Here is an 18,778-nt window from a genome sequence, read left to right as displayed (position 1 = left end):
CATAAACCTCCCCCACAATCCCTCGCCGAAACACCAGCACGCAGACCATGAAGATCAGCCCGGTGGCGATGGTGACCGGGAAGCCGGAGGTGGCCAGCGTGTTTTCCAGGCCGACGACGAGGCTGGCGCCGATGATCGGGCCGACCATCGTGCCGATGCCGCCGAGGAGCGTCATCAGGATCACTTCGCCCGACATCTGCCAGGTGACGTCGGTGAGCGTGGCGAACTGGAAAACGATGGCCTTGACCGCGCCGGCCAGCCCGGCCAGCGCCGCCGACATGACGAAGGCGGCGAGCTTGTAGTTGGCGACCGAATAGCCCAGCGAAATGGCGCGATTCTCGTTTTCGCGGATCGAGCGCAGGATCATGCCGAAGGGCGAATTGACGATGCGCCAGATGGCGAAGACGCCGATCAGGAACACCGCCAGCACGAAATAGTAGATGTTCAACGGAACGTTCAGGTCGAGGAAACCAAGCAGGGTGCCGCGCGGCAGGCCCTGAACGCCGTCCTCGCCCTGGGTGAAGGGCGCCTGGACGCAGAAGAAGAAGAACATCTGCGACAGGGCCAGCGTGATCATGGCGAAATAGATGCCTTGCCGGCGAATGGCGAAAAAACCCATGACGAGGCCGAGCAGGGCCGCGCCCGCCATGCCGAGCAGGATACCCGCTTCCGGCGGCCAGCCCCACACCTTGACCGCATGCGCGGTGAAGTAGGCGGCGCCGCCGAAGAAGGTGGCGTGGCCGAAGGACAGGAGCCCGGTATAGCCGAGCAGGAGGTTAAACGCGCAGGCGAACAGCGCGAAACACAGCATCTTCATCAGGAAGATCGGGTAGACGAAGAAGGGTGCCGCCAGCAGCGCCAGGATGCCGAGCCCGACCAGCGTCCATTCAAGCCATGCCGGGGTTCTGGCGGCCGTTTCGCGAAGCGTCAGGTCGGCCATGTCAGACGTCCCTTCCGCCATGTCAGGCGTCCCTTCCAAACAGGCCGGCCGGCCGCACCAGGAGCACGATGGCCATGATGATGAAGACCACCAGGTTGGAGGCTTCGGGGTAGAAGACCTTGGTCAGGCCTTCGGCGAGGCCGAGCATGTAGCCGGTGACGATCGCGCCGAGGATCGACCCCATGCCGCCGACCACGACGACAGCGAAGACGACGATGATGAGATCCGACCCCATCAGCGGGCTGACCTGATAGATCGGCGCGGCCAGAATCCCGGCTAGCCCGGCCAGGGCCGAGCCCAGGCCGTAGGTAAGCGTCAGCAGCAGCGGCACATTGACGCCGAAGGCCTGGACGAGACGCGGATTTTCGGTCGCGGCGCGCAGATAGGAGCCGAGCCTGGTCTTCTCGATCAGCGCCCAGGTTCCGAAGCAGACGATCAGCGAGGCGACCACGACCCAGCCGCGATAGTTGGGCAGGAACATGAAGCCGAGATTGGTGCCTCCCGAAAGCAGCGGCGGCACGGCGTAGGGATTTCCCGACACGCCGTAATAGTAGCGGAAGATGCCCTCGATCACGAGCGCGAGACCGAAGGTGAAGAGCAGGCCATAGAGCGGATCGGTATCGTAAAGCCGCGACAGCGCCAAGCGCTCGACCACGATGCCGAACAGGCCGACGATCAACGGCGCAAGGACGAGCGCGGGCCAATAGCCGATGCCGAGACGCGTGAGCAGCAGATAGCCGATGAAGGCGCCGAGCATATACTGGGCGCCATGGGCGAAATTGATGACGCGCAGCAGGCCGAAAATGACGGCCAGACCCAGGCTCAGCATGGCGTAGAACGAGCCGTTGATCAGTCCGACCAGCAACTGGCCGAGGAATGCCTGGACGGGGATGCCGAAGATCATCGTCATGGCGCTATCATACACCCAGAATTTCGTGGAGCAGCGTCATGCGGCCGGCCAGTTCGCCGACCGGAAATCCGGCCACGACCTTTCCGTGCTCCATCAGGTAGAAGCGGTCGGCGACGCGGCTGGCGAAGCGGAAATTCTGCTCGACCAGCAGGATCGTCATGCCCCGGCTCTTCATCGTCACCAGCAGCTCGCCGATGCGCTGCACGATCACCGGAGCCAGGCCTTCGGTCGGCTCGTCGAGAAGCAGCATCTTGACGCCGGTCCGCAGCATGCGCGCTATCGCCAGCATCTGCTGTTCGCCGCCCGACAGCCTGGTGCCGGACGTGTTGCGCCGCTCCTTCAGATTGGGAAAGAGATCGAATATCTCCTCAACGCTCATGCCACCCTGGGCGACGACCGGCGGCAGCACCAGGTTCTCGTCCACCGTCAATGTCGCGAAGATGCCGCGCTCTTCCGGCACGAAGCCGATGCCTTGATGGGCGGTGCGGTGCAGCGGCAGCCGCATCAGGTCCGCGCCGTCGAAGACGACCTGGCCCGTCCGCCGGCGGATCAGCCCCATGATGGCGCGCAGGGTCGTGGTCTTGCCGACGCCGTTGCGGCCCAGCAATGTGACCGTCTCGCCGCGAAATACCTCGATATCAACGCCGTGAAGCGCGTGGCTCTCGCCATACCAGGCGTTGAGGCCGCGAACCGCGAGCAGGGGCGCGGCGCTAGTCATCGGCCGTCCCCATATAGGCGACCCGCACCCGTTCGTCGCGGCTGACTGTGGCGTAGTCGCCGGCCGCCAGCACTTCGCCGCGCTGCATGACCGTTATCCAGTCGCAGAGATCGGCCACGACAGTCAGATTGTGCTCGACCATCAGGATGGCACGCTCGCTCGCCACGGAACGAATGATGGTGGAAACCGTGGCCACGTCCTCATGCCCCATGCCGGCCATCGGCTCGTCCAGAAGCAGCACTTTCGGGTCGAGCGCCAGGGTGGTGGCGATTTCGAGCACGCGTTTCCTGCCATAGGAAAGATCGCCGGCCAGCCTGTTCCTGGCATCGTCGAGACCGACCGAGCGCAGCAATTCGACCGCGCGTGGCGTCAACCGGTCGAGCGCCGCCAGCGAGCGCCAGAACTGCACGCCGAGCCCGGCCGGCCGCTGCAGCGCGACACGCACATTGTCGAGCACGCTGAGGTGCGGGAAGATCGCCGATATCTGGAACGAGCGCACCAGCCCCATGCGCGCGACTTTCGCCGGCGGCGTGCGGGTGATGTCGTGACCGAGCAGTTCGATCCTGCCGCTGGTCGGCGCCAGGAACTTGGTGAGCAGGTTGAAAACGGTCGTCTTGCCGGCTCCGTTGGGTCCGATCAAGGCATGGATGTTGCGGTGGCGGACATCGAGGTCGACATTCCTGACGGCGACGAAGCCGGCGAAGTCGCGTCGCAGCCCGCGGGCGGACAACACCACCCGCGGCTCATCCGTGGTCAGATCGGGCGGCACCGTGGCCGCGCCGGTCACTGGGCCGCCGTCGGGCAGCCGCTTTCCTTCTCGCTCAGGAAGGCCTCATTGCCGGGAATGGTGGCGAGATATTTGTAATAGTCCCAATCCTTGGTGCTCTCGCTGGGCGACTTGACCTGGTAGAGATACATGTCGTGGACCATGTTGCCGTCGGACTGGACCTTGCCGTTGGCGGTAAAGACGTCGTTCACCGGCATCGAATGCAATTGCTTGGCGACGGCCTCGGTCTCGTCGGTGCCGGCCTTGTCGATCGCCTTCAGGTACTGCGTCACCGCCGAATAGGTCGCGGCCTGGATCATGTTCGGCATGCGGTTGGTGCGTTTGAAAAAGCGCTGTGCGAATTCGCGGCTCTTGTCGTCGCGATCCCAGTAGAAGCCCTCGGTCAGCACGACGCCTTGCGCCGCCTGCAGGCCCAGCCCATGCACCTCGGCCAGCGTGAACAGAAGGGCTGCAAGACGCTGGCCGCCCTGGACGATGCCGAATTCGGCCGCCTGCTTGATGGAATTGGAGGTGTCCAGGCCGGCATTGGCCAGCCCGATGACCTTGGCGCCGGACGATTGCGCCTGCAGCAGGAAGGATGAATAGTCGGTCGAGCCGAGGGGATAACGCACCTCGCCCAGCACCTTGCCGCCGTGGCTCTCGACGAACTTGGCGGTCTGCTCCTTCAGCGAATAGCCGAACGCATAGTCGACGGTGAGGAAGAACCAGCTGTCGCCGCCCTGCTGCACCAGCGAACCGCCGGTTCCCACCGCCTGCGAGTGGGTGTCATAGGCCCAGTGGAAACCATAGGGCGAGCACTGCTTGCCGGTCAGGTCCGTGGTCGCGGCACCGGTAACGATGTCGATCTTCTTCTTTTCCTTGGAAATCCCCTGGACGGCGAGCGCGACCGAAGAGGTCGTCAGCTCCATGATGGCGTCGACCTGTTCGGTGTCGTACCACTGCCGTGCGATATTGGAGGCGATATCCGGCTTGTTCTGGTGATCGGCGCTGATGATCTCGATCGGCGCTCCCTGGACCTTGCCGCCGAAATCCTCGACCGCCATCTTGGCCGCTTCGACCGACCATTTGCCGCCAAAATCGGCATAGACGCCGGACTGGTCGTTGAGGATGCCGATCTTGACCTTGCCATCGGAAATTTCGGCGGCCGCGGCGGGAATTGACACCGCGGCAAGAAGCGCGGCAGAAACGAAATAGCATGCCTTCATAGTCGACTTCCTCCCATTACGATGAATCCGGCCGCCCCCCAACGATCGATCATCTGCAAGCACTCTGAACATGAGGAAAATGGGGATGAACGGCAAGGGGCCGTTGCGGATTTCATTTTTCGATCGGCCGCAAGCCTTTCTCGCTTCCTCATGCGTGGAACGTCTTCGACTGGAAAACCTCGAACAGTTTGGCCACGCCCTTGTCGATCGCCTCGACGGCCATCGAGGCGTATCCAAAAATGAAGCCGGCGCGCGGGTCGCCCTTGGCCGCGAACAGCCGGGAGACCGGATAAATTCCGACATCATTTTTCCGGGCCGCCTCAGCGAAAAGCTCCTCCTCATCGGACCGCAGGCTGTTGAACCAGACCACGACGTGAAGGCCCGCCGATGTTCCGACGATTTCGATCTCGCCGCCGAATGCTTCCCGCATCGCGTTGAGGAAAGCGGTTCGCCTTTCGGCATTGCGTCTCCTCATCCTGCGCACATGGCGCTCATACGCGCCTGTCTCGATCATGGTCGCGAGAGCGTCCTGCTCGAACCCCGAACTGTGGCGGTCGGCAATTTGCTTGCACAGGATGAGGAGGTCGACCAGTGGGCCGGGAACAACCATGTATCCCAGCCGGAGTGTCGGAGACAGCGTCTTGGACACGGTGCCGACATAGACGACCTTGTCCTGACCCGACAGATACAGAGGCGGGATCGGGCTGACGTCATAGCGGTACTCGCCATCATAGTGGTCCTCGATAACGTAGGCGTTTCCCAGACTGGCCCATTCGATCAAGGTCTGGCGGCGGCCGACCGACAGAACACCTCCCAGCGGAAACTGATGGCTTGGAGTCACGTAGGCAAGCGCGATCCGGGCTGGATCGGGAAGCCGCGTGGTGTCCATCCCGTCATTGTCGCAGGCAAGCTCGACAGGTTTGGCGCCTATGGCAAGCATGACGTTTCGAGCCATCGCGTAACATGGGTCCTCGACGACGACGCTGTCTCCCGGATTGACGAGCACCCTCGCACACAGATCCAGAGCCTGCTGGGACCCGCTGACGATGATGATCCGCGCCGCCTCGCACCTTATGCCGCGCGCTCGCCAGAGATAGCCTTCCAAGGCTTGGCGGAGTCGTGGATTGCCTGCGGGATGCTCATAAGCCAGGCGTTCGCGATAGGTCAGAAAGGCTGTGTTCAAGGCTCTCCGCCAGAGGAGTTTTGGAAAATCCGCCGATGCGATATCGCCATAGCGGAAGTCGTGTTTCAGTGGCGCCAGCCCGGCACTGGTGTGCGAAGGCAACGCCATGACACGTCTTGCATAATCGGAAAGCTTAGGGGTTGCCTTCGGCTCCAGCTGGGGTCGACAGACGCGGGAGGGGCCTCCGGTGGAGGCCACGGTGGCTTTCGACCCCTGCCGGACCTGGACATAGCCTTCTGAAATCAGCTGATCGAAAGCCGCGGTTACCGTCGTCCTCGACACGCCAAGCTCCTCGGCCAGCGAGCGGCTGGACGGAAGCTTCGCTCCGGCCTTGTAGATGCCGGATTCGATCTGCTCGCGCAGGGAGAGATAGATGCGGCGGGTGACGCCCGTTCCGCGCGGTCGCTGTTCAAAGTGGCCCAATGAAACTCTCCCGAACTGGCTGCATATTTTGGACCAGTTGAGTGGAATGATGCGTTCAAATCAAGGAGCGTGAATGTACACCCCAACCGCCTTCACAGTGGCCGACGCGGCCGAGATTTACGACATGATGCGGCAATGTCGCCTGGCAAGCTTCATCACGGCGACATCCGACGGTCCCATGGCCACTCCGCTGCCGATGTTTCTTGACGAGAGCGAGGGAGAAAGAGGCGTTCTCTATGCGCATCTGGCGCGGGCGAACCCCCAGTGGCAAGCTGCCGTCATCGGTCTTGGATTGGCCGTTTTCATGGGTCCGGACGCTTATGTGACGCCCTCCTGGTATGCATCCAAGGCTGAACATGGAAAGGTCGTGCCCACCTGGAACTACACGGCTGTCCAAGCCAGCGGACCCGTCGAGTTCTTCAGCGATACCGAGCGGCTGCGCGATGTCGTAAGCCGGCTCACCGCGCTTCATGAAAGCGGCCGCCGGGCACCCTGGGCGCCGACCGACGCACCGGAAGCCTATATCAATGCCCAACTGCGCGGCATTGTCGGCATCCGCATGCCGATCGTTTCCCTGCAGGGAAAACGCAAGATGAGCCAAAATCGCCCGGAAGCCGACCGCAAGGGCGTGAAAGAGGGACTTGCCGCAAGCAGCCGGGCAACCGACCACATCGTTTCGGAGCTCATCCCGATCTCGTGAAGCTGCGCCTCCCCCTCGTCACTCATTGGCGGCTGGTCGCGGCCGCTACACCGCACGCCGGTCATCACTTTCGTTGAGGCATAGGCGGAGGCATCGAAGGCGGAGCCGGTGCTGATCGTGCGGAAAAAATGCGGCGCACGGGTTTGGCTTCTCGCCGCACGCTAGCCGGAAACAGGATGCGGGGCCCGCGCCCGTATCCGCCAGCCAGCGCGGACTCAATGCGCTTCCAACTGTCGCCGGCGCCAGGCGGCGGGCGCCTCGCCTACCCGTTCGCGAAAGAAGCGCGAGAAATAGGCCGGATCGTCGAAGCCGATCTCGTAGGCGATGTCCTCGACCGTACGCACGGTGAACAGCAGCAGCCGCTTGGCCTCCAGCAGCCGCCGCTCGCTGACGGTGCGCTTGACGCCGGCACCCAGCACCGCACGGCTGGCCTTGTCGAGGAGATGCGGTGTCGTGGCGAGGCTCACGACGTAGCGGTCGACCGACCAGTTGTCGCGGAAATGCGCATCGACAAGCCGCCGCAGGCCAAAGGCCAGTGATGCATCGGAGGACGGTGGAGCGGCAACTATCGCCGGCGCGCGGCGCGCGATATGGGAGAGCGCGACCGCGATCAGCGCCGGCAAAGTCTTGTCATTGCCGGCCTGCGCTTCGGCGTATTCGGCCGCGATCATCTCCAGCACCGCCGCCAGTCTTTGCCATGCGGCATGTTGCGGCAGACTGTCGGTAAAGACCGGCCGGTCCAGCGGCAGCAGGCTTTGAGCGGCAAGGGCGGCGAGCGCATCGTCGGCGACCGAGACGACGATGGCGTCGGTGCCAGGCCCGATCGAGAAGCCATGCACGACATTGCTCGGCACGAAGCTGACGGCTGGCGCCGAAAAGTCCCAGGAGCGGTCCTCGATGCGATAGGTGCCGGAGCCACTGGTCCAGTAGGTGATCTGACCCATCTGCGGATGCTTGTGAGCCGCGACCTGGCCAAGATGAATGCTGCCGCGGGCAGGTACCGTCTCGACATGCAGGAAACCGACGTCGAGCGGCCGCGCCGGCTCGCCATAGACGAAGAAATCGGGAATGGAATTCTGGCTCATGACGCCGGAAAAAGTCCAATCGGTTTTGCCGTTCCGTCCATAACCGATCGACGCCCAAGGCGCTAGGGTTGCAATATCGAGTGGAGGAGCATCATGCGGTCAGAAGATTTTCGTGCGGACAGGGCGCGCCCGTTTACCGGGGCGGAATATCTGGAAAGCCTGCGCGACGGCCGCGAGGTCTACATCAACGGCGAACGCATCGGCGACGTCACCGCGCATCCGGCGATGCGCAATTCGGCGCGGTCGCTGGCGCGGCTCTACGATGCGCTGCATGACGCCAAGCGGCGCGACACGCTGACCTCGGTCACCGATACCGGGTCGGGCGGCTACACCCACAGATATTTCCGCGTTGCCAAATCTTCCGGCGAACTCGCCGCCCAGCAGACGGCGATCGCCGAATGGTCGCGCATGTCCTATGGCTGGATGGGCCGCACTCCCGATTACAAGGCGGCGCTGATGAACACGCTCGGCGCCAATGCCGACTGGTACGGGCCGTTCAAGGACAATGCGCTGTCCTGGCACAAGCGCGCGCAGGAAGCCGTGCCGTTCATGAACCATGCCATCGTCAATCCTCCCATCGACCGCCACAAGCCGGCCGAACAGGTGAAGGACGTCTTCGTCCACATCACCAAGGAGACGGATGCCGGCATTCTCGTTTCCGGTGCCAAGGTGGTGGCGACGTCCTCGGCCCTGACCCATTACAATTTCCTGGCGCAGAGTTCGGCGACAGTCACCGAGGATCCGTCGCTGTCGGTGATGTTCATCGTGCCGATGAACGCGCCTGGGATAAAGATGTTCTGCCGCGTCTCCTACGAGCAGACGGCCAATACGGTGGCGGCGCCCTTCGACTATCCGCTGTCGTCACGCTTCGACGAGAACGACGCGATCCTGGTGCTCGACAATGTCTTCATCCCCTGGGAGGACGTGCTGGTGCTGCGCGACGCGCAGAAGATCCTGTCGTTCCATCCGGCATCCGGCTTCATGCATGGCTATTGCTTCCAGGGCTGCACGCGCTTCGCCGTCAAGCTCGACTTCCTTGCCGGCCTGCTGGCCAAGGCGCTGCGCGCCACCGGCGGCGATGCCTTCCGCGGCAACCAGGCGGCACTTGGCGAGGTGATTGCTCTCAGGCACATGTTCTGGAGCTTTTCCAATGCCATGGCCTATAACCCGATCCCGTGCGCGAACGGCGCCGTGCTGCCCAATCTGGAAGCAGCATTGGCCTACCGTACCTTCATGTCGGAAGCCTATCCGCGCGTCATCGACACGGTGCGCCGGGTGATCGCCTCCGGCCTGATCTACCTGCCGTCGTCGGTGCGCGATTTCAACAACCCAGAGATTGACAGATACCTCGCGCAATATGTGCGGGGCTCCAACGATATGGGCCATGTCGAGCGCATCAAGATCATGAAGCTGTTGTGGGACGCGACAGGGACCGAGTTTGGCGGCCGGCACGCGCTCTACGAACTCAACTACGCCGGCGCGCCGGAAGAGGTGCGGCTGCAGGTGCTGAAGGGCGCCGAACGCGGCGGCCGGCTGAAGGCGATGGAGGAACTCGTCGATACCTGCATGGCCGACTATGACGAGAATGGCTGGACTGCCGACACCTGGCTCCCGCCCCTGGCTTCGACGGCTGGATGAACTCCAATGGCCACGCAGATTTCGAAGGCCGATTTCCGCGACGCCATGGCAAGGGTCTGCGCGCCGGTCAACATCGTCACCACCGACGGGCCGGCCGGACGCGGCGGCTTCACCGCCACCGCCATGTGCAGCGTTTCCGACGAACCGCCGACGCTCCTGGTCTGCATGAACGGGCGTTCGACGCAGGCGGCCATGTTCCTTGCCAACCGGCGCTTCTGCGTCAACGTGCTGACCCATGACCACATGCATCTGGCGGGAAAGTTCGCCGGCGCGACCAGGGACATGGAGGCGCGCTATTCGGCGGCACGCTGGCAGACGCTGACGTCGGGCACACCGGCACTGTCGGACGACTGCGAGATCGAGGATGTGCATGTCGTCGGCACGCACAACGTCATGATCGGCCGCGTCATCGACGTGCGGCACGGCAGCGGCGGCTCGGCGCTGCTCTATGTCGACCGCAACTACACACAGCCGACGCGGCTGGGGAGTTTTGGGGGTGAACAACCGCTGTCGAGGCGGATGCACCATTGGCCGAAGCCCTCCCAACTTCGTCATCCCTGGGCGGAGCAGCCGCGAAGCGGCGTCGCGGAGACCCTGGGATCCATGCCGCGACCTTGGTCGAGGGTACAACGGCGCAGAATTCTGCACGGTAGCGGCGTTCGGAAGTCGCGGCATGGATCCTAGGGTCTGCGCCGCGTCGCTGCGCTCCTTGCTCCGCCCTAGGATGACGAAGCGACGGAAGTTTTCGCCATTTTCCGAGGCGCCAGGAGGCATCAATGCGAGCGCCGCCCGAATGTTCGGCTCTCGCCGTTGATCAGGCTTTCCAGCAGGTCCAGCAGCTGCTCCAGCCGCTCGTGCCCGAACCGCCGTTCGATGTCGTCGTAGATGACGCGGCGTTCGGGTGACAGGGCGTCGATCAGGGCGGCGCCGGCCGGGGCGATGGTCAGGATGACGCGGCGGCCATCGCCTTCCGCCTTGTTGCGGGTGATGAAGTTTCGGCCCTCGAGCGCCTTGATGATGCGGGTCAGGCTGGGCGGCAGCACCGAGGCGCGGTCGGCGAGATCCGTCGCCTCGACCGGGCCGGCTTCGCTCAGCACGCGCAGCACGCGCCATTGCTGTTCGGTCACGTCATGCGCCGCGAGCATGGGGCGAAACCGCGCCATCACCGCTTCGCGGGCATGGAGCAGCGCCATCGGCAGGGAACGACGCGTGTTTTCCGGCAGCAAGTGAAATTCTCTCCAGCGCTGACTCGCGATCGGCGGCAAGCTTTGCCAGCAGCGCTGGCCCGCACGCCCATCACCGTCATCCCGTATCGTCGTGCCAAGCCCGATGCAAGACTTGACTTCGGCGGCACCGCATGTAATTAACGCGTTAAGTACAACAACGCAATATTCAGGGAACGGGACGCGGTGCCTCATTTCTCCATCGAGTATTCTGCCAATCTCAATGCCAAGGCGGCGCCGACATCACCGTGCCGCTCGGCGGCGTCAAGCAGTCCGGCTTCGGCCGGGACAAGTCGCTGCAGCGCCGATCAGTGGCCACAACTAGTAATTTGCCGTGACGCTTAATCCACGGCCATGTCAGGACCCGAAGGGAACCCGAAACGATTTCCGGGTTAGAGCAGTTCACCGTTTCACAGAAACGGTGAACTGCTCTAACTGCTTGTTTTGACGCAATTCCGGACGGAAAACCGTTTCACACTTTTCCTGGAATTGCTCTAACCCCGCAGCCTTGTCCCCTCCGGATCGAAGAACGGCATCGGCGCCACCACCGCACGGGTCGGTTTACCGTCGATGCCGATGCTGAGTTCGGTGCCGACAGAAGTGAAGGGCAACCGCAGATGCGCGGTCGCCAGCACCTTGCCCAGCGAATAGCCGTGGTCGCTGTAGGTGACCATTCCGGCGTCGTCGCCATCGGCCAGCACTCGGGCGTTCGTCGCGGCGGGCTTGTCGCCGTCGATGACCAGCCCGGTCCAGCGTTCGTCGAGGCCCTTGTCGCGGATCTTGAGCAGCGCTTCTCGGCCGATGAAATCGCCCTTGTCGAATTTTATCCAGCGGTCGAGGCCGACATGGAACGGCGTGCGGGTCTCATCCATGTCGATGCCGTGCGCCGGATAGGCCTTTTCCAAACCGAGTGTGAACATTGCCAGCACGCCATAGGGTTTGAGGCCAAAGTCCCGGCCGGCCTTCATAAGAGCATCCCAGACCGAGACCGCCTCGTCGGCCGGCACGAACAGTTCGAAGCCGAGTTCACCGGTCACGCCGGTGCGCGAGATCAGCACCTTGGTCTCGCCTACGCGCCCGGAGGTGAACGCCCAGCGCTTGAGCCCGTCCAAATCGGCATCCGAAACCAGCGCCTTCAGGAGTTCGCGCGAGCGCGGACCCTGGATAGTCGGGAAAGCAACCGCCGCGGTGATGTCGGTGACATAGGCCTGACGCCCCTGGGCATGATGCTGGAGCCAGGGCAGCATCTTCAGTCGGTTGACCGAGCCGGTCACCAGCATGAAATGCTCCGGCCCCAGCCGGAACACGGTGAGGTCGTCCATGATGCCGCCATCCTCGCGGCAGACCGTGGAGTAACGCACATTGCCCGGCTTCATCGCCGCGGCATCGTTGACGATGACATGGTTGACCAGCGCCTCGGCATCCGGACCCCTGATGTCCATCTTGCCCATGGTGCTGAGATCCTGAACGCCGACATTGGCGCGGGTGTTCAGATGCTCATCGGCAATGCCGGAATAGTATTTGGCCGAGATGAAATCGCCGCCGACACGGCCCATGGTCGCGCCCAGCGCGACGATGCTGCTGTAGAAAGGGGATCGCCGCTCGGCCAAGAAAGTCTCCATCGCTTGCCGATGGAAAATACGAGCTTTTGCATTGCCGGCGGAGACGGAAACGACATGCCTTGTCGATCCCGGGGACGCAAACTTCGCGTCTGCCTGCAGTGGATCAGCTGTCCCGCATTTTGTCCGTCGCCACTCTGTCGACGGCCAGCCCGTCCGGCGCAATCACGACGCCGAATTTCTCGGCCGCCTGCCGGAGCGTGTAGTAGCCGAGCATGACGTCTTTCAGCACCTCGTCCGGATCGCGCTGACGCGGGTCGCCATAGCCGCCGCCGCCGGGCGTGCCGACGCGCACGCGGTCACCGGTCTTCAGGGGTATGTCCTGCTCCTTGGACAAATGCGGGGGCACATGTTCCTCGCCATTGCGGAACACGGTCACGCTGTTGGGCTCGCCATCCTTGCCGCCGAGCGCGCCCTGCGGGCCGAAGCGGCCATGGTCCATGACGAAGGAGGCGCGGGCGTCGCCGCGCAGGATCTCGACCTCATAGGCGAGGCCGAAGCCGCCGCGATGCTTGCCGGCGCCGCCCGAACCTTCGCGCAAGGCGTAGTGGCGATAGAGCACGGGAAAGGCCTGCTCCATGATCTCGACCGGCGGTGATTTGGAAATGCCGATGGTCGAGCAGCCATTGGTCAGGCCGTCATGGCCTGAATTGCCGCCATAACCACCGCCTGAAATCTGGTACATGACATAGTCGCGGCCGCGCGCCGGGTCGTTGCCGCCGAGCGCGAAATTGCCGCTGGAGCCGGCGGGCGCGGCCGTCACCTTGTCCGGGAGCGCCTGCACCATGGCGGCGAACACTGCCTCGGCGATGCGCTGCGAGACTTCCGCCGCGCAGCCCGAAACGGGCCGGGGATATTTCGCGTCGAGGAACGTGCCTTCAGGCCGTTTGACGATGAGCGGCTCGAAAGCGCCGGCGCTGATCGGCACATCCGGGAAGATATGGCGCATGGCGAGATAGACCGAGGACAAGGTCGTCGCCAGCACGCTGTTCATCGGTCCGGCGCAGGGCTTCGACGAGCCCGCGAAATCGAAGGTCAGCATGTCGCCCTTTTTCTCGACGGCGAGCGCGATGGTCAGCGGCTCGTTGACCACCCCGTCGGAATCGACAAACGCCTGGGAGCGGTAGGTGCCGTTGGGAATGGCCGCGATGTTGGCGCGCATCTGCTCGGCGGCGCGGCGGCGCAACTCGGCGATCGCTTCGACGACGGTTTCGTCACCGTAACGATCGAGGATGCCGTTGAGCCTGTCCTGACCGATCAGCAGTGCGGCAGCCTGCGCCCTGATATCGCCGATGCGCTGGTCGGCGACACGGATGTTGGAGCAGATGATGGCGTAGATCTCCGGATCGAGCACGCCCTTCTTGAACAGTTTCACCGGCGGCAACCGCAGGCCTTCCTGTTCGACCGCGGTGGCGGAAGCCGAGAAGCCGCCGGGCACCGAGCCGCCAATATCAGGCCAATGGCCGGTGTTGGACAGCCAGCAGAAGATTTGCTCGCCCCGGTAGACCGGCATGACGAAGCGCACGTCCATCAGATGCGTGCCGCCGAGATAGGGGTCGTTGACGATGTAGATGTCGCCAGGCTCCGGTGCCAGGCAGCGGCCATCGGCGATCATCTCGATCACCGTCCTCGTCGAATACTGCATGACGCCGACGAAGACCGGCAGGCCTTGGCTGCCCTGCGCGATCAGCGAGCCATCGACGGCAGAATAGATGCCGTCGGAGCGGTCATTGGCCTCGGCGATGACAGGCGAGAAGGCGGCGCGGGAAAAGGTCAGGTCCATCTCGTCGCAGACCTGCTGCAGCGCTGCCTGGAGCACCGAAAGCGTGATGGTGTCGAGCTTTGCCCCTTTTAATGCTGACATTGTCACGCCTCGCCGATGTCGATGATGATGTTGCCGTCGGTGTCCGAGTGTGCGCGGTCGCCGGGCTCGATCACTGTGGTGGCGTCCATCTGTTCGAGGATCGCCGGGCCTTCCATTACCGCGTCGAGCGGCAGACTTTCGCGCGCATAGACCGGCGTGTCGTGCCAGCGGCCGGCATACCAGACCGGCCTGATCTCGCGCCGCGCCTCGTCGAGCGTTTTTGCCCGCCCGGCCGGGTCGATCAGCCGCGACAGGTCGATCGCCGGGCGCACGCCGGTGATCGAGGTGTTGAGGTTGACGAGGTTGGCGCGGATCTCCGGCAGTTCGACCTTGAAACGGGCGAAATAGGCTTTTTCGAACAGCGCCTGTAGTTCCCGACGGGTCACCGATGAAGACGGCAACGGCACGTTGATGATGTGGGTCTGGCCGACGAACTGCATGTAGGCGGAATGGGTGACGCGGATCGTCTCCGGTTTCACCGCTTCCTTGCCGATCAGTTCCTCGCCTTCGTTTCGGTGCCGTTCCAAGACAGCATGAAGCTGGGCTTCGTCGAGCATGGCCACTGGCTGGTTGAGGGTGTTGACGAAGTCGTGGCGTAGATCGGCGACGACGCAGCCGAGCGCGTTGGTGATGCCCGGCCGCGCCGGCACCAGCACGCGGGGCAGGCCAAGTTCGCGCGCCAGCGCTGTCGCATGCAGCGGCCCGGCGCCACCGAAGGCGAACAGCGCGAAGTCGCGCGGGTCATGGCCACGCGACACCGAGACCATGCGGATGGCGCCCGCCATCTTCATGTTGCCTAACCTGAGCACCGCCCCGGCCGCCTCGACGCCGGACAGGCCGGTCGCCTTGCCGATCTTTTTGGCGAAGTTATCCGTAACGCGCTCTGATGTGACCGGATTGTCGACGGCGAGCAGCTTCTTCGGCGCCAGCCGGCCGAGCACCAGATTGGCGTCGGTGATGGTCGGCTCCGTGCCGCCGCGCCCATAGCAGATCGGGCCGGGATTGGCGCCGGCGCTTTCCGGGCCGATCTGGATCAGCCCGGCCGCGTCGACGCGGGCGATCGAGCCTCCGCCGGCGCCGACCGTGTGCACCGCCACCATCGGCACGTGGATGGGCATGGCATATTCGATCTCGATCTCGTTCGAGACAGCCGGCTCGGCGTTGCGGATCAGCGCCACATCGGTCGAGGTGCCGCCCATGTCGTAGGTGACGAGGTTTTCGAAGCCGGCGCGCTTGCCCGTATAGGCGGCGGCGATGACGCCGGAGGCGGGGCCCGACATGACGGTCTTGGCCGATTCACGTGTGACGAAGCGGGCCGAGATCATGCCGCCATTGCCGTTCATGATCAGGAAGTCGCGGGCATAGCCCTTATCGGCCAATTCCTTGCGCAGGCGCTCGACATAGCGCTCGAGGATCGGCTGCACCGAAGCGTTGACCGAGGCGGTCACACCACGCTCGAATTCGCGTGCTTCCGACAGCAGCGCGTGGCCCGTGGTGATGTAGCCGTTCGGCCAAAGCTCGGCGGCGATTTCGGCGGCACGCCGCTCATGGGCGGGGTTGGCGTAGGAGTGCAAGAAATGGATGACCAGGGATTCGCAGCCGGCGGCGACCAGCGCCTTCACCGCTTCGCGCATCCCGGCCTCGTCGAGCGGGGTGCGTATGGCACCGGAGGCTTCGACGCGCTCGGAGACTTCGAGCCTGAGATTGCGCGGGATGATCGGCACAAATGTGCCGGTCATGCCATAGGCTTGAGGCCGCGTGCGCCGGCCCAGTTCGATGACGTCACGAAAGCCGCGCGTCGTGATCATGCCGGTCTTGGCCAGCCGGCGCTCCAGCACCGCGTTGGTGGTGGTGGTCGTGCCATGCACGATGAGGTCGATGCCGTCGACCGGGAAGCCGGTGGCGCCGAGCGCCGAAACTACGCCGAAAGCCTGATTGTCGACCGTGGTGGGCGTCTTGGCGATATGGACCTTGCCGCCGTCCCTGCCGTCGATCAGAAGCAGGTCGGTGAACGTTCCGCCAACATCGATGCCGGCGACGACGCTGCCCAGGGAATCCGACGGTTGCACCGAAAAATTCTCTTTCATTGTCGAAACCCGAAATGCTGGGACTACGGATATGTCACAGTTTGGAAAGGTGTTTTACGGCGCCATCTTGACGCAAATATCGTTTGTATACTAATAAATTCCGGACACAAGAGCTTACCGCTTTGGAGTGTGTGAGCAGCACGCCGGGACCTGAACGGTGCGGGCGCGCAGGAAAAGGTTTGGCGCCCGCGTTCCCGGCTGGGCCAGAAAGTTGGTTTGATGAACACCACCTCCGCGTTCAACACCGCCGGCGCCCGCCCGCTTCAGTTCCCGATACCGGCCAATGTCTATGCCGAAACGGTCGTCTCGGTGAAGCATTACACCGACCGGCTGTTCTCGTTCCGCATCACCCGGCCGCAGTCGCTGCGCTTCCGCTCCGGCGAGTTCGTCATGATCGGCCTGCCCAATGCCGAAAAGCCGGTGTTCCGCGCCTATTCGGTGGCGAGCCCGGCCTGGGACGAAGAACTGGAATTCTTTTCCATCAAGGTGCCGGATGGCCCGTTGACCTCGGAACTGCAGAAGATCCAGGTCGGCGACACCGTCATCATGCGCCAGAAATCGACCGGCACGCTGGTGGTCGACGCGCTGACGCCGGCCAAGCGGCTGTTCATGATCTCGACCGGCACCGGCATCGCGCCCTTCGCCAGCCTGCTGCGCGACCCCGACACCTACGAGAAATTCGACCAACTGATCCTGACCCATACCTGCCGCGACAATGCCGAGCTCACCTACGGCCAGGAACTGGTGGCGGCACTCGAAAGCGACCCGCTGATCGGCGAACTGACCACCGGCCGCGTCACGCTCTACAATTCGACGACGCGCGAGGAATCGGCACGCATGGGCCGCATCACCGCTCTGATCGGTTCGGGCAAGTTCTACTCCGATCTCGGCATCGAGAAGCTCAATCCCGAGACCGACCGCATCATGATCTGCGGCTCGATGCACATGCTGAAGGACGTCAAGGAGCTGGCCGAAAGCCACGGCTTTCAGGAAGGCTCGCTCAGCCATCCGGCGAGTTTCGTCGTCGAGCGCGCCTTCGTCGGCTGAGGTCGGCGCTTCTTCCAAGAAACTGCTTGGCAAGAATCTGCTTTTGACCTTTCGGTCAAAAATCAGCTGCTTTCGCAGCCTTTTTCGGCTATCCCTCGCTTGAGGACTCGTGAAGCGCGGCTTCGCGGGCTATCTTCCTGCGTGTCGCCCAAACGTATCGAGCGGTTTGGGACAACGACACGCACCAAGACATAAGCGCATGTCGCTGGATGAAAGGGCAGGAGATGAGCAGCACAATCCGCGAAGCCGACCTGGGCGGCAAGGTCACGCCGCTGCCCGCGCGTGCCGCCGCGAACACGGCTGTGCCGCTGGACCGCATCGCGCGCAACCCCGGAATGAAGCTCGATCTCGGCTTCATGGAATCGGTGCGCAGCGTCAACCGCTCGGCCTTGGAGCGGCGCGTCGCCAGCCTGACCAAGCGGCGCTCGATCAAGGCCGACAACCAGGCCGCCTGGCTGCTGCGGGCGATTGCCTGCATGGATCTGACGACGCTGAACTCCAACGACACCGAGGAGCGCGTGCGCCGGCTCTGCGCCAAGGCGATCAATCCGCTGCGCCGCGACATCGTCGAGGGCCTCGGCATTGCGGGCGAAACCATCCGTCCCGCTGCCGTCTGCGTCTACCATCCCTTTGTCGCCACCGCCGTGGATGCGGTGCGCGGCACCGGCATTCACGTTGCCGCCGTCTCCACCGCTTTCCCGCACGGCCTGGCGCCGCTCTCGACCCGGCTGCAGGAGATCGAGGCCTCGGTGCGCGACGGCGCCGATGAGATCGACGTCGTCATTCCGCGCGGCCTGGTGTTCGGGGCGAAGTGGCGGGAGCTTTACAACGAGATCGTGTCGATGCGCGCGGCCTGCGGCGACGCGCATCTGAAGGTCATTCTCGGTACCGGCGACCTCGCCACGCTGCGCAATGTCATGCTGGCTTCGATGGTGGCGATGATGGCGGGCGCCGATTTCATCAAGACCTCGACCGGCAAGGAAAGCGTCAACGCGACGCTGCCCGTCGGCCTTGCCATGGTGCGCGCCATCCGGGCCTATTTCGAGGAAACCGGCTATCTCATCGGCTTCAAGCCGGCCGGCGGCATTTCCACCGCCAAGGTGTCGCTCGACTGGCTGGTGCTGATGAAGGAGGAACTTGGCCGGCCTTGGCTGGAGCCCGACCTGTTCCGCTTCGGCGCATCGAGCCTGCTCACCGACATAGAGCGGCAGCTCGAGCACCACCTGACCGGGCATTATTCGGCCAATCATCGCCACGCGATGGCGTGATAATAGGGTCTGGGTTTTTGAACGTGGAGTTCCTTCGCGCCCCCCTCTGTCCTGCCGGACATCTCCCCCACAAGGAGGGAG

General features: G+C 63.7%; 15 protein-coding genes and 1 pseudogene. 5 read left to right on the top strand and 11 right to left on the bottom strand.

All coding sequences use genetic code 11. From position 1 onward, the window contains the following. From FJ934_RS26230 to FJ934_RS26205, 6 genes are all read right to left on the bottom strand, one after another. On the bottom strand, positions 1-940 hold a 940-nt coding region (locus tag FJ934_RS26230; protein ID WP_140613317.1), incomplete at its 3' end, for a branched-chain amino acid ABC transporter permease. Positions 941-962: 22 nt separating this feature from the next. Further along, positions 963-1,850 carry a branched-chain amino acid ABC transporter permease gene (locus FJ934_RS26225; RefSeq protein WP_140613316.1) on the bottom strand — a complete coding sequence of 296 codons (888 nt, stop codon included), beginning with the start codon at positions 1,848-1,850 and terminating at the stop codon, positions 963-965. A gap of 7 nt (positions 1,851-1,857) precedes the next feature. Next, a complete protein-coding gene (locus FJ934_RS26220) occupies positions 1,858-2,568 on the bottom strand; it encodes an ABC transporter ATP-binding protein (RefSeq protein ID WP_140613315.1) in 711 nt (236 codons plus the stop codon). Continuing rightward, complete coding sequence (locus tag FJ934_RS26215; RefSeq protein WP_181165778.1) at positions 2,561-3,355, bottom strand: ABC transporter ATP-binding protein; 795 nt, start codon at positions 3,353-3,355, stop codon at positions 2,561-2,563. Before FJ934_RS26215 ends, FJ934_RS26220 begins: the two co-directional genes overlap by 8 nt. Next, complete coding sequence (locus tag FJ934_RS26210; RefSeq protein WP_140613314.1) at positions 3,352-4,560, bottom strand: ABC transporter substrate-binding protein; 1,209 nt, start codon at positions 4,558-4,560, stop codon at positions 3,352-3,354. The genes FJ934_RS26215 and FJ934_RS26210 overlap by 4 nt, the downstream gene beginning before the upstream one ends. A gap of 148 nt (positions 4,561-4,708) precedes the next feature. After that, entirely contained in the window at positions 4,709-6,166 is a 1,458-nt protein-coding gene (locus FJ934_RS26205) for a PLP-dependent aminotransferase family protein (protein ID WP_140613313.1), read from the bottom strand. Positions 6,167-6,239: 73 nt separating this feature from the next. On the opposite strand from FJ934_RS26205, the gene FJ934_RS26200 reads away from it, so the two are divergent. Next, complete coding sequence (locus FJ934_RS26200; protein ID WP_140613312.1) at positions 6,240-6,866, top strand: FMN-binding negative transcriptional regulator; 627 nt, start codon at positions 6,240-6,242, stop codon at positions 6,864-6,866. A 215-nt stretch (positions 6,867-7,081) separates the two neighbouring features. Here the strand turns inward: FJ934_RS26200 and FJ934_RS26195 are convergent, their stop codons facing one another. Beyond that, a complete protein-coding gene (locus tag FJ934_RS26195) occupies positions 7,082-7,951 on the bottom strand; it encodes a helix-turn-helix domain-containing protein (protein WP_140613311.1) in 870 nt (289 codons plus the stop codon). A gap of 93 nt (positions 7,952-8,044) precedes the next feature. Here FJ934_RS26195 and FJ934_RS26190 point away from each other — a divergent pair, with 93 nt between their 5' ends. Then, entirely contained in the window at positions 8,045-9,589 is a 1,545-nt protein-coding gene (locus FJ934_RS26190; protein ID WP_140613310.1) for a 4-hydroxyphenylacetate 3-hydroxylase N-terminal domain-containing protein, read from the top strand. 6 nt (positions 9,590-9,595) lie between these two features. Continuing rightward, a pseudogene (locus FJ934_RS26185) lies at positions 9,596-10,087 on the top strand (flavin reductase); the annotation flags it as partial. 275 nt (positions 10,088-10,362) lie between these two features. Here the strand turns inward: FJ934_RS26185 and hpaR are convergent. The 4 genes from hpaR to FJ934_RS26165 form a co-directional block, all read right to left on the bottom strand. After that, positions 10,363-10,782 (bottom strand): homoprotocatechuate degradation operon regulator HpaR, encoded by a 420-nt coding sequence (gene hpaR / locus FJ934_RS26180; protein WP_246671645.1) that lies wholly within the window; start codon positions 10,780-10,782, stop codon positions 10,363-10,365. Positions 10,783-11,306: 524 nt separating this feature from the next. After that, positions 11,307-12,422, bottom strand: a complete 1,116-nt coding sequence (locus FJ934_RS26175; protein WP_246671644.1) for an aminomethyltransferase family protein — start codon at positions 12,420-12,422, stop codon at positions 11,307-11,309. A gap of 115 nt (positions 12,423-12,537) precedes the next feature. Beyond that, complete coding sequence (locus FJ934_RS26170) at positions 12,538-14,295, bottom strand: hydantoinase B/oxoprolinase family protein (protein WP_140613307.1); 1,758 nt, start codon at positions 14,293-14,295, stop codon at positions 12,538-12,540. A 2-nt stretch (positions 14,296-14,297) separates the two neighbouring features. Beyond that, complete coding sequence (locus FJ934_RS26165; RefSeq protein ID WP_140613306.1) at positions 14,298-16,382, bottom strand: hydantoinase/oxoprolinase family protein; 2,085 nt, start codon at positions 16,380-16,382, stop codon at positions 14,298-14,300. A gap of 219 nt (positions 16,383-16,601) precedes the next feature. Here FJ934_RS26165 and FJ934_RS26160 point away from each other — a divergent pair, with 219 nt between their 5' ends. Next, a complete protein-coding gene (locus FJ934_RS26160) occupies positions 16,602-17,429 on the top strand; it encodes a ferredoxin--NADP reductase (RefSeq protein WP_140613305.1) in 828 nt (275 codons plus the stop codon). Between the two features lie 224 nt (positions 17,430-17,653). Further along, positions 17,654-18,697: a deoxyribose-phosphate aldolase gene (gene deoC, locus FJ934_RS26155; protein WP_140613304.1), complete on the top strand. Its 1,044-nt coding sequence runs from the start codon at positions 17,654-17,656 to the stop codon at positions 18,695-18,697. Positions 18,698-18,778 lie beyond the last annotated feature (81 nt).

Origin of the sequence: Mesorhizobium sp. B2-4-12 (genome assembly GCF_006441575.1) — a bacterium.
Taxonomy (GTDB): Bacteria; Pseudomonadota; Alphaproteobacteria; order Rhizobiales; family Rhizobiaceae; genus Mesorhizobium.
Note: the sequence above shows the minus strand (reverse complement) of the source record. Positions and strands in the feature narration are given on the sequence as shown.